The following is an 11,990-nucleotide window of genomic DNA, read 5'->3' on the forward strand; positions in this document are numbered from 1 at the left end:
GCGCCGGGCTTGAAGCTCAGGCAGGCGCTTTTGCGGCGTGGATGCGGACCAGCTTTTTGTTCACGAACTGCTGAATGCCCATGTCGCCGAGTTCGCGGCCGTAGCCCGAGTCCTTGATGCCGCCGAAGGGCAGCTCGGCATCGGTCCAGTCGATGTTGTTGATGAACATCATGCCGGTCTCGACCTTCGACGCGACACGACGTCCCCGCGCGACATCCTTGGTCCACACCGAGCCGCCGAGGCCGAAATCGGAGTCATTGGCGATCGCAATGGCTTCGTCCTCATCCTTCACGCGGAAGAAGAGCGCGACCGGTCCGAAGAATTCCTCGCGGAACGCAGGATTGTCCTTCGCAATGTCGGTCAGGATCGTCGGCGTCATGAAGGATCCGGCACGATCGACACGCGTGCCACCGAGCGCGACCTTGGCGCCGTGTGCGACCGCGCCATCCACTTGCTTGAGCAGATCGACCAGCGCCTGTTCGGTCGAAAGCGGTCCGAGCGTCGTCTTCTCATCCATGGGATCGCCCGCCTCGAGCGCGCCGAGCGCGGCCTTGAACTTCTCGAGGAACGCGTCCGCCATGCTCTCGACCACGATGAAGCGCTTGGCCGCGCAGCAGGTCTGGCCGGTATTGTACATCCGGCCCCACACCGCCCAGGGAACGGTCAGGTCGAGATCGGCATCCTCAAGCACGATGAAGGCGTCACTGCCGCCCAATTCCATCGACGAGACCTTGAGGTTTTTGCCAGCGCGCGACGCGACGCTGCGGCCTGCGCCGACACTGCCGGTCAGCGCGACGCCCTTGACGCGTGGATCGTCCACGACGTCGTCGGACTGGTCATGGCTGATCAGCAGATTGGTATAGAGACCAACCGGCGCGCCGGCTTCGATCAGCAGCTTTTCAAAGGCGATCGCGCACTGCGGCACGATGCCGGCATGTTTCACCAGCATCGTGTTGCCCGCCATCAGATGCGGCCCGGCGACACGGGCGAGCTGGTAATAGGGGAAGTTCCACGGCTCGACGCAGAAGATCACCCCGATCGGGCTGCTCTCCATATGCGCTTCGCCATGGGTCGGATCGAGCTTCACCGGCGCAAGGAAGCGTTCGGCGTTCTTGGCGTAATACGCCATGATGCGCGCGCTGAATTCCACCTCGCCGCGCGCCTCGCCGATGCGCTTGCCCATCTCGGTCGTCATGATGCGTGCGAACGCGTCGGCCCGCGCGTGGAGGATCTCGCCGGCCTTGGCGATGATCTTGGCGCGGTCGGCGAAGGATGTGTGGCGCCATGTCTGGAAGCAGGCGTCGGCCGTCGCGATCTTGGTCTCGAGTTCCGCATCCCCGAGCGTGTCGAAGGTTTCGACGATTTTGCCCGTGAACGGGTTTTGGCTCTGATAGGTCATGACTTCAGCTTTCTGGGAAAATCACGACGGCCCGGGACAGGTCGCCGGTCGTGGCGCGAGGCGCGGTGTCAGGCGTCGATGATAACCTTCAGCGCCTTGGTTTCCGCGGCGCGCCCGAACGTGTCGTAAGCGTCGAGGATCTGGTCGAGCGTGAAGTGATGCGTGATCAACTTGGTCGGGTCGATCTTCCCCGATTGCACCGTCTTCAGCAGCATGGGCGTGGTGACGGCGTCGACCAGCCGCGTGGTGATCGCGATATTCTGCGACCAGAGCGTCTCCAGATGGAGGTCGACCTTCTGGCCGTGAACGCCGATATTCGCGATGATCCCGCCGGGCGCGACGATCTGCTGGCACAGCTCGAACGTTGCCGGGATACCGACCGCCTCGATCGCTGTGTCGACGCCCTTTCCGTCGGTGACCGCCTTCACCGTGTCCGACGCGTTGCCGTTCGCGCTGTTGATGGTCCGGGTCGCGCCGAATGTCATCGCCATCGCCAGGCGATTGTCGTCGAGATCGATCATGATGATCTCGGCGGGCGAATAGAGCTGTGCGGTGAGCAGCGCCGCCAGCCCGATCGGTCCTGCGCCGACGATCGCTACCGTCGATCCTGGCGAAACCTTGCCGTTGAGCACGCCGCATTCGAACCCGGTCGGCAGGATGTCGCTGAGCATGACCATCGCGTCCTCATCCGCGCCCTGGGGGATCGGATAGAGGCTCGTCTCGGCGTGCGGAATGCGGACATATTCGGCCTGGGTGCCGTCGATCGAATTGCCGAGGATCCAGCCCCCGGTCGTGCAGTGCGAATACATGCCGCGGCGGCAATAGTCGCATTTCCCGCACGATGAGATGCAAGAGATGAGGACGCGGTCGCCTGTCTTGAAGGTGGTGACGCCGGCACCGACGGACTCGATCGTACCCACGCCCTCATGACCGAGAATACGTCCGGGCGCGCAGGTCGCGACATCGCCCTTCAGAATGTGCAGGTCGGTCCCGCAGATGGTCGTCTTGACCATCTTGACGATCGCATCGCCCGGATCGGTGATCCCCGGCTTCGGGCGGTCTTCAAGGCTCTTCTTGCCCACGCCACCGTAAACGAATGCCTTCATGATACCCATGCTCCTGGTCCGCGACCCGCGCAAAATTGCCCGACGCGGCCGGTTCAGACGGTTCGCGGCGGCTGGTTCAGGGTTGCGAGGTAGGATTCATCAGCTCGGGATATCAGCGTCGGAAACTACTCAGCCCCATCGCGGTTAGGCTCGACACCGGAACGTGCTGACCTCGTCCGCATTCGGGCACTGGCGCGCTAAACTGCGCGCCACGCCGCGCGGCGACCCCGTACCCATGGCTCGACCCACGCGAATGACCGCAGGCAGGAATTCCCCGAACATGAGCGACCCCGCCAGGTTTGCTTGCGAGATGTGGCAACGGGTCCCGCGCATGGACATTGTCGTGACGACGCCCGTCTATCCGCTGGACCGGGCCAACACGGCACGCGATAACCGGCGAGCAGGCCGGTTCAACGGCGCAGCGGTCACGAGGCCTGACCGGTCATTGGCAGATCGCATGGCGCGTACCGGACAAGACGCTCGTCCGTCGATCAGCCGCGCACGTACGCCCACAAACTGGAGATCACGACGGATCCTTCGCCGACGGACGACGCGACCCGCTTGACCGAATTCGCGCGAACATCACCGACCGCGAATATTCCCGGATGGGAAGTGCCATAAGGCGAAGGACTTCCGACGGTGTCGCCGGTCCGGACGAACCCGTTCGCGTCCAATTCGACAAGATCCGACAACCATCCGGTATTGGGCGCGGCCCCGACCATGATGAACACGGCGCATGTCGCTATGGTGCGCGATGTTCCATCGGCAATGCTGCGGATCGTCACCTCCTCGAGGCGATCCGCGCCGTGCAGCGCGGTGATCTCTGCGCCGTATTCGATCGAAATCGCCGCGTCCGCTTCAAGCCGGGAGGAAAGATAGCTCGACATCGACGATGCCAGGGAGGTGCCGCGCACGAGCAGGCGAACGTGGCGCGCGCTCCGACTGAGAAACATTGCCGCCTGCCCCGCCGAGTTGCCGCCCCCGATGATCACCGTCTCGGCATCCTGACAGTAGCGCGCCTCGTTTTCGGTCGCCGCGTAATAGACGCCCGCCCCCTCGAATTCCTCGAGCCGGTCGATCGGCAAGCGCCGATACTGCACCCCCGTCGCGACGACGACAGCACGTCCGCGCACGCGCTGATCCGTGTCGAACGTCGCGCAGAAACCGCCTTCGTCGAGGCTCTCCAGCTTGGCGACCCGGCGGGGCATGGCAAACCGCGTTCCGAACTTCATCGCCTGAATTTCCCCGCGCCAGACGAGATCGGCGCCGGAGATTCCGGTGGGAAAACCCATATAGTTTTCGATGCGGCTCGACGTCCCCGCCTGGCCGCCGATCGCGATATCCTCGATCACGAGCGCGCGAAGTCCCTCCGCCCCTGCATAGACGCCGGCCGCCACGCCCGCAGGTCCGCCACCCACGATCAGCACGTCGAACGCCTCGTCGTTGACAAGATCGCGGTTGAGCCCGAGCAGCCGCGCGACCTTCTCCGGCGTCGGGTCCGTCACGACGACATCCCGGCCGAAAATCACGGCGGGTCGGCCAGGATCCGTCGCGCAACTGTTGGCCACTGCGGCGGCTTCGGGACTGCCCAGCGCGTAGGACCTGTAGGGCAGCCTGTTGCGGCTCGCGAATTCCGCGATGCGTCTGACCGCGCGGTTGTCATCTTCGCCGATCAGGACGAGCGTGCCATCGCCCGAATCGAGCTGCCGGCGCCGGCGCGCGGCGAGGACCGTAATGACGATATCCGACATCTCGGGAATGTCGGACATCAATCGCAACATCTGTTGGCGCGGCACTTCGATAACGCTGGTCTCGGTGACCGTCCGCATCGCCATCGACCAGTTTCCGCCATTCAGAAACGAGATTTCAGCCATGAACTGGGCGGGTCCCAGCGTCGACGCGAGGTGTCGTTTGTCGGTGAACGGGTTCACCACCTCGATCTCGCCCGACAGAACATAAAGAAAGCGGTCTGCGGGCTCACCAGGCCGCGCCAGGAAGGTTTCCGCGGGATAGCGCCGTTCGACCCCGTTGGCGCGAAGCGCGTCGACATGCGACGCCGTCAAAGGAATGCGCTGCATCTCGCGCAGATCGCGGCCGATAGTTTCCATGGGACATTTCCTGATGGCATCGTGTCGGGATAGTCATGCGCGGCGCATCATATCGCGATGGTCAGAAAGGGCGAGTGATCTGTCGCGGTCGCCAGCACCGCCCCTCACGCATGGAATGCGCTTCGCAGGCCGACGATGACAGCGTCGACGGTCCGCGGCCAAGCTGCTGGGGATCGACGGTGACCCGCGCGACTTTTAATGACCGGCGGCGTTGCAAGATCGCGCACCGCAGTCCTGCGAATACCCCGATTTCGTGCCATCTTCTTCGTGAGCGAAAGGCCGGGCAAGCCCTCATCCGATCGGGTTACCGCGGCCTGTCAGCGACTTTAAACCGTGATGTACCTCGCTCGTCTTTCGTACGGGCCGAGGTGTGCCGCAAGGACCCGGTCCAGCGACCCCATGGACTTCGCGCGGAATGCAGATCGGCGCCGGTCCACTGCCTTGGCCATTGGCGACCGCGGAATACCGGTCCGTCTTTCGTCGCCGACCATATTGCAGCGCATATGCATTTCCGCTATGCGCCATAGCAATACGGAGAGATGCCATGGCAAGCGATATTTCGATGCTCACGGGGGACGATGCGGCTCAGCGCGCCCGGTTCGAGCGACATAATCCCGTGACCGGTGAGGTCGCGAGTAGCGCCCCCGCAGCGACCATTGCCGACGCCAATGCCGTCGCCAGCGCGGCAGCGGCGGCCTTCCCGACCTGGTCGGCGCTCGGCCCCAATGCACGCCGCGCGGCGCTGATGAACGCCGCCGTCGCGCTCGAATCCCGCGCCGACGCCTTCGTCGCGGCGATGATGGGCGAGATCGGCGCGACCGAGGGCTGGGCGCGCTTCAACCTGATGCTCGCCGCCGGCATGGTGCGCGAGGCCGCGGCGCTGACGACGCAGATCAGCGGCGAGGTCATCCCGTCGGACAAGCCGGGCTGTATTTCGATGGCGGTGCGCGAGCCGGTCGGCGTGCTGCTCGGCATCGCACCGTGGAACGCGCCGATCATCCTCGGCGTCCGCGCGATCGCGGTGCCGCTGGCGTGCGGCAATACGGTCGTGCTCAAGGCGTCGGAGCAATGCCCGCGCACCCACGGCCTGATCGTCGAGGCGTTCGAGGAAGCGCTTCCCGCCGGTGTGGTCGGAATCGTCACCAACGCGCCCGCCGATGCCGGCGCGATCGTCGGCGCGCTGATCGACCACAAGGCGGTCAAGCGAATCAACTTCACAGGATCGACTGCGGTCGGCAAGATCATTGCCAAGCGCGCCGCCGAGCATTTGAAACCCGTGCTGCTCGAACTCGGCGGCAAGGCGCCGCTGATCGTGCTCGACGACGCCGATCTCGACGAGGCGGTGAAGGCCGCGGCGTTCGGCGCGTTCATGAACCAGGGCCAGATCTGCATGTCGACCGAGCGGATCATCGTGCTCGACAGCGTCGCCGACGCCTTCGTCGCCAAGTTCAAGGCGAAGGTCGGCGGCATGGCGGTCGGCGATCCGCGCGCCGGTAACACCCCGCTCGGCGCACTGGTCGACCAGAGGACCGTCGAGCACGTCCGCGAACTGATCGACGATGCGCTGGCCCACGGCGCGGAGCAGCTCGTCGGCGGCGTGGCGAACGGCGTGCTGATGCCAGCGCATGTGATCGACAAGGTCACCGCCGAGATGCGGCTGTTCCGCGACGAGAGCTTCGGCCCCGTTGTCGGCGTGATCCGCGCGAAGGACGAGGCCGAGGCGATCGCGCTGGCGAACGACACCGAATACGGCCTCTCCGCCGCGGTCTTCACGCGCGATACCGCTCGGGGCTTGCGCGTCGCGCGCCAAATCCAGTCGGGTATCTGCCACATCAACGGGCCGACCGTGCATGACGAGGCGCAGATGCCGTTCGGCGGGGTCAAGGGATCGGGCTATGGCCGCTTCGGCGGCAAGGCCGGGATCGACAGCTTCACCGAGCTGCGCTGGATCACGATCGAGACGCAGCCCGGCCACTTCCCGATCTGACGCGAGCGTGAGCGTATCCCCTCCCCCGATCGCGCCCGGTCTCGATCACGTCTTCTCGCTGTTCGTCGAGGTCGCCGTGCCGCAGGAGCAGGGGATCGTCGACGGGCGGCAGGTGCGCTTCGTCGCGATCACCGGCGGGCGTGTTGCCGGGCCGCGGTTGAACGGCGTGGTGCTGCCGGGCGGCGGCGACTGGCAGGCGATCCATTCGGACGGACTCGCCTTGCTCGAGACTCGCTACGCGATCCGCGCCGACGATGGCACGGTGATCGGCATCACCAACCCCGCCGTCCGCGTCGCGAGCGAAGCGGTGACGCAGCGCCTCGCCCGCGACGAGCCGGTCGATCCGGCCGACTATTACTTCCGCAGCACGCCGCGCTTCACCGTGCCCGAGGGCGCGCATGGCTGGCTGCGGCGTACCATCTTCGTCGGGGTCGGCATCCGCCGCCCGACCCAAGTCGAAATCCAGGTGTTCGCCGTCGCGTGACGGCCATTGTACATAAAGGGAGTATCCGCATGACACAGACCAGCAGCAACGGCGTCGTCGCCTATGAGATCGTCGACCGCATCGCCTGGGTAAGCTTCAACCGCCCCGACAAGCGCAACGCGATGTCGCCGACGCTCAACCGCGACATGATGGAAGTGCTCGACCTGCTCGAATTCCATGACGATGTCGGCGTGCTCGTGCTGACGGGCGAAGGTTCGGCCTGGACCGCGGGCATGGATCTCAAGGAATATTTCCGCGAGACCGAAGCCAAGGGCCTCGCCGGCACGCGCAAGGCGCAGAGCGAGAGCTATGGCTGGTGGGCGCGGCTGCGCTGGTATCAGAAGCCGACGATCGCGATGGTCAACGGCTGGTGCTTCGGCGGCGGCTATGGCCCGCTGTTCGGCTGCGACCTCGCCTTCGCCGCCGACGACGCCAAGTTCGGGCTCAGCGAGATCAACTGGGGCATCCTCCCCGGCGGCGGCGCGACCAAGGTCGCGACCGAGCTGATGCCGCTGCGCAAGGCGATGTACCATGCGATGACCGGCGAGAATATCAGCGGCACGACCGCCGCCGAATGGGGCCTGGTCAACGAAGCCGTCCCGCTCGACCGGCTGAAGGACCGCGTGACCGAGGTCGCCAACGTCCTGCTTGCCAAGAACCCGGTCGCGCTGAAGGCGACCAAGGACGTCGTCCGCCGTGTCGGCGAGATGACCTATGACAATGCGCAGGACTATCTGATCCGCGCGCAGGAAGCCGCCAACAGCTATGACGGCGAGGGGCGCAAGGAAGGCATCCGCCAGTTCATCGACGAGAAGAGCTACAAGCCCGGGCTTGGCACCTACGACACCAGCAAGACGCAGGGCTGAGCATAGCATGACCGCCCGCCCGCCCGTCACCGCGCTCGATCGCCTGCTGCGCCCCCGCTCGGTCGCGATCGTCGCCGCGTCGGAGAAACCCGGCGCACTCGGCAACCAGGTGCTCGCCAATCTCGAGCGCCACGGTTTTGCGGGGGAGATCCATCTGATCAACCCCAAGGCGCCGGTGATCGGCGGGCGCCAGGCACTGGCGAGCATCGCCGCGCTGCCCGATGGGGTCGATGCGGCGGTGCTGGCGATCCCCGGCGGTGCGGTGCTGGCGGCGGTCGAGGCGCTGGCAGCGCGCGGGGTCGGTGCAGCGATCATCTTCTCGGCGGGCTTCGCCGAGGGTGGCGAGGAAGGCCTGGCCGCACAACACGCCGTCGCGCGGATCGCGGCGGAAAGCGGCATGGTGATCGAAGGGCCGAACTGTCTCGGTATGGTCAATTACGTCGACGGCGTGCCGCTCACCTTCGTGCAAACGCCCGCCTATCGACTGGGCGACAAAAAGGGTGTCGGCATCGTCTCGCAATCGGGTGCGATGGCGGTGGTACTCGGCACCACGCTGATGGCGAAGGACATCGGCCTCTCGCTCTCGGTCTCGACCGGCAACGAGGCGGCCTCGGGCGTCGAGGACTATGTCGAACACCTCCTCGCGGACGCATCGACGCAGGTCATCGCGATGATCGTCGAGCAGTTCCGCCAGCCCGCGCGCTTCCTCGCGCTCGCCGCACGCGCGCGCGCCGCGGGCAAGCCGATCGTCCTGCTCCATCCCGGCCAGTCGAGCGCCGCGCGCGAATCCGCCGCGACGCGCACCGGCGCGATGGCGGGCGACTGGCAAGTGATGAAGACCAAAGTCGAACGCGCCGGCGTGATCGTCGCCCAGACGCTCGAGGAACTCGGCGACTTGGTCGACATCCTCTATCGCGCCGGAATGCCACAACCGGGCGACGCTGCGGTGCTCACCGAATCGGGCGCGTTCAAGGCGCTGACGCTCGACCTGTGCGAGGCCGAGGGGCTGGCGCTTCCCGCCCCCTCCTCCGAAACCGCCGCAGCCTTGCGCGCTGCGGTGCCGGACTTCATCCCGGTCAGCAATCCGATGGACCTGACCGCACAAGCGCTGGTCGATCCGGATCTCTACCGTCGCACACTCGCGCCGTTGCTCGAGGATGACGCCTTCGCGACGATCGTGCTCGGCATCATCCAGACCGACGAGGCGACCTGCCGCCTCAAGTTCGCGCCGATCATCGCCGCGATCCGCGCGCTCGCCCCCGCCAAGCCGGTGATCTTCGCCGGGCTCGACGACGGCGCGCCCGTCCCCGCCCCCTACATCGCCGAACTGCGCGCGCTCGGCGTCCCCTATTTCCCGGCCCCCGACCGCGCCTATCGCGCGCTCGCCCGCCTCGCCGAGCGCGCCGCGCGCGATTTCGCGACGGTTGAGACCGACGCGCCCGCGCCGATCACGGTACCGGCAGGGGTCATCCCGAATATCGCGCCAAGGCGCTGCTCGCCCCGTTCGGCGTCTCCTTCTCCACAGGCGAACTCGCGACGTCAACCGAGGAGGCGCAGGGCATCGCGAGCGCGATCGGCTATCCGGTCGTACTCAAGGCGCAGGCGAGCGCGCTCAGCCACAAGAGCGACGCCGGCGGCGTGATCCTCAACCTCGCCGACGCCGAAGCCGTTGCGCGCGGCTGGGGCGAGATGCACGCCAACATCGCGCACCATGCGCCCAGCCTAACGCTCGACGGCGTGCTGGTCGAAACAATGGGCGCGCGCGGCGTCGAATTGATCGTCGGCGCGCGCAACGATCCCGAGTGGGGCCCGGTGATCCTCGTCGGCTTCGGTGGCGTGCAGGCCGAAATCCTCCAGGACGTGCGCCTGCTGCCGTCCGACCTGACGCCGGCGGCCATCATCGCCGAACTGCGCAAGCTCAAGAGCGGCGCTTTGCTCGACGGCTGGCGCGGCTCGCCCGCGCTCGATCTGGAGGCAGTGGCCGCCATCATCGCCGCGGTCGGGCAAGCGCTCGCCGCCGCGCCCAACATCCGCGAGATCGATCTCAACCCGGTCGTCGTCTATCCGCGCGGCCAAGGCGCGATCGCGCTCGACGCGCTGATCCTCGCCGACTGAGCGATCAGCCCTCGCGCGCCTCGATCCGCGCGAGCAGGGCCACCAGGTGCTGGCGGTCGCCGAGGTCGAAATCGCTCAGCACGGCCGCCTCGTGCGCGCGGATCTGTGCCAGCGCACCCGCGAACATCGTTTTCCCCGCGGCGGTCAGCGACAGGATGAAGGCGCGCCGATCGCTCGGGTCGGTCTGCCGATCGATCCAGCCGCGCTCGGCCATCTCGTTGACCGGCGCGACCATGTTCGCGCGCTGGATGCCGAGCATCCGCCCGACCGTCCCCTGGTTGATCCCGGGATTGGCATCGACGATCGACAGGATGCCGAACAGCACCTGACGGATTCCGGTCCCCTCGAGCGCGCGCGCGAAGTCGCTCGCCATCACCGCCGAGGCGCGGCGCAAACGATAGCCGATCAGATCCGACAGCACCCCCAGGCTGACGCTATCCTCGGTCGGTTCCGGCGCGATTTCAGCCAACACTTGCTCCCCAGTTCGAGCCGGAACGCTAATCGACATCGCCAGTCGGCTCAATCCCACGCGACAGCGCGGCAAAGCGCGCGCGCGCGCCGAACAAGGCGACCGCGGCGACGAGCGACCCCGCCCCCATCAGCGCCGAGACCAGCGGCAAACCATAGCCCGCGGCGAACAGCCCGCCGGCCAGCGCCGGCGCCAGGGCGGATCCGCCACGGCCGATCCCGATCACCAGCCCGGTCGCACTGGCGCGCAAATTGGTCGGATAGGATTGCGCGAGCAGCGCGTAGATCCCGACCACCCCGGCATTGGTCGCAAAGCCGACGATCGCGGCGGTCAGCGACAGCCAGCCGAGGCTGCCGCGCTGATAGCCGAACAGGATGACGAGCGCCGTCGAGGCGAGCATCGCCACGAGCGTCAGCCAATAGACCCGCACCCGCAGCGTCAGCAGCCCGAGTGTCAGCGACCCAAGCGCACCGCCGACGCTCGCCCAGACCAGCACGCCCGCCGCCATCGGCGGTGGAAAGCCGAAATCGACGACGATCTTGGGGATCCATTTGAGAATGTAATAGAAGGTCATGATGTGCGCGAGATAGGCGAGCGTGAGCGCGGCCGTCAGCACGACGTGGCGGCGCGAGAACAGCGCGGCCATACCCGCCCGGCGCGGCTTTGGCGTGGCGGCGGGCAGCGCGGCGATCACCGGATGGCCCATCCGCGCCAGCGTGCGGTTGACCCGGTCGAGCGTCGTCGGGCCCGGCCGCTGCAGCAGGAAGGCAATCGATTCGGGAACGCGCCACACCACCAGCGGGATGAAGGATAAGGTAGCGAGACCGCCGAACACGAACACCGAACGCCAGCCATAACGGTCCAGCAGCACCGCGGCGATCAGCCCGCCGATGATCGTGCCAACCGGATACCCGCCCGCCATCAGCACGACGGCGAGGCTCCGGCGCTTGGCGTTCGCCGCCTCGGCGACCGCCGCATTGGTGGCGGCGAGCATCCCGCCGATCCCCAATCCGGTCAGCACCCGCCATGCCGACAGCGACACCACGTCGTGCGCGGTCGCTGCGCCGAACATGCCGAACGCCATCGCGCACAAGCAACCGAGGATCGTCGCGCGCCGTCCGAACCGATCCGCCACCCCGCCGAGCAGCAGCGAGCCCAGCGCCATCCCGATCAGCTCCATCGACAGGACGAGACCGAGCGCCGCGCGATCGACCCGCCATTCCGCCGCGATGCCCGGCGAGGCGAAGCTGATCGACAGCACATCGAACCCGTCGAGCGCGTTGAGCCCGATCATCACCGCGACCATGATCCATTGGAAGCGTGACATGGGCGCCCGCTCGAGCGTTGCGCGCGGATCCTCGGTCATCATTCTCTCCTGTTGCACACTGGTGTGCGCAACTTTGCTATACGCTGCAACCAATTCCGACGCGCCCGTGCGCGAAAGGGGCGCCACCCG

General features: G+C 66.7%; 9 protein-coding genes and 1 pseudogene. 5 read left to right on the forward strand and 5 right to left on the reverse strand.

The window, feature by feature from the left end; all coding sequences use genetic code 11:
• Nucleotides 1-16 precede the first annotated feature (16 nt).
• The 3 genes from ACVWYO_RS21790 to ACVWYO_RS21800 form a co-directional block, all read right to left on the reverse strand.
• The gene (locus ACVWYO_RS21790; RefSeq protein ID WP_457354394.1) at nucleotides 17-1,399 is read right to left on the reverse strand and encodes an NAD-dependent succinate-semialdehyde dehydrogenase; all 1,383 of its coding nucleotides are present in this window, start codon (nucleotides 1,397-1,399) and stop codon (nucleotides 17-19) included.
• 68 nt (nucleotides 1,400-1,467) lie between these two features.
• The gene (locus tag ACVWYO_RS21795; RefSeq protein ID WP_457354396.1) at nucleotides 1,468-2,505 is read right to left on the reverse strand and encodes a zinc-dependent alcohol dehydrogenase family protein; all 1,038 of its coding nucleotides are present in this window, start codon (nucleotides 2,503-2,505) and stop codon (nucleotides 1,468-1,470) included.
• 491 nt (nucleotides 2,506-2,996) lie between these two features.
• The gene (locus ACVWYO_RS21800; RefSeq protein ID WP_457354398.1) at nucleotides 2,997-4,613 is read right to left on the reverse strand and encodes an FAD-dependent oxidoreductase; all 1,617 of its coding nucleotides are present in this window, start codon (nucleotides 4,611-4,613) and stop codon (nucleotides 2,997-2,999) included.
• Between the two features lie 544 nt (nucleotides 4,614-5,157).
• Here ACVWYO_RS21800 and ACVWYO_RS21805 point away from each other — a divergent pair.
• The 5 genes and pseudogenes from ACVWYO_RS21805 (at nucleotide 5,158) to ACVWYO_RS21825 (ending at nucleotide 10,065) form a co-directional block, all read left to right on the forward strand.
• Nucleotides 5,158-6,600, forward strand: a complete 1,443-nt coding sequence (locus tag ACVWYO_RS21805; RefSeq protein WP_457354401.1) for an aldehyde dehydrogenase — start codon at nucleotides 5,158-5,160, stop codon at nucleotides 6,598-6,600.
• Between the two features lie 7 nt (nucleotides 6,601-6,607).
• Nucleotides 6,608-7,084, forward strand: a complete 477-nt coding sequence (locus ACVWYO_RS21810) for a DUF3237 domain-containing protein (protein ID WP_457354403.1) — start codon at nucleotides 6,608-6,610, stop codon at nucleotides 7,082-7,084.
• A 29-nt stretch (nucleotides 7,085-7,113) separates the two neighbouring features.
• Nucleotides 7,114-7,950 (forward strand): p-hydroxycinnamoyl CoA hydratase/lyase, encoded by an 837-nt coding sequence (locus tag ACVWYO_RS21815; protein WP_457354405.1) that lies wholly within the window; start codon nucleotides 7,114-7,116, stop codon nucleotides 7,948-7,950.
• 7 nt (nucleotides 7,951-7,957) lie between these two features.
• A pseudogene (locus ACVWYO_RS21820) lies at nucleotides 7,958-8,797 on the forward strand (CoA-binding protein); the annotation flags it as partial.
• Between the two features lie 644 nt (nucleotides 8,798-9,441).
• A complete protein-coding gene (locus ACVWYO_RS21825) occupies nucleotides 9,442-10,065 on the forward strand; it encodes an acetate--CoA ligase family protein (protein WP_457355108.1) in 624 nt (207 codons plus the stop codon).
• Nucleotides 10,066-10,069: 4 nt separating this feature from the next.
• Here the strand turns inward: ACVWYO_RS21825 and ACVWYO_RS21830 are convergent, their stop codons facing one another.
• Both ACVWYO_RS21830 and ACVWYO_RS21835 read right to left on the reverse strand, forming a co-directional pair.
• Nucleotides 10,070-10,534: a MarR family winged helix-turn-helix transcriptional regulator gene (locus tag ACVWYO_RS21830; protein ID WP_457354407.1), complete on the reverse strand. Its 465-nt coding sequence runs from the start codon at nucleotides 10,532-10,534 to the stop codon at nucleotides 10,070-10,072.
• Nucleotides 10,535-10,562: 28 nt separating this feature from the next.
• Nucleotides 10,563-11,900, reverse strand: coding sequence for an MFS transporter (locus ACVWYO_RS21835; protein ID WP_457354409.1), 1,338 nt, complete (start codon nucleotides 11,898-11,900; stop codon nucleotides 10,563-10,565).
• Nucleotides 11,901-11,990 lie beyond the last annotated feature (90 nt).

This window comes from Sphingomonas sp. UYP23 (assembly GCF_054059235.1).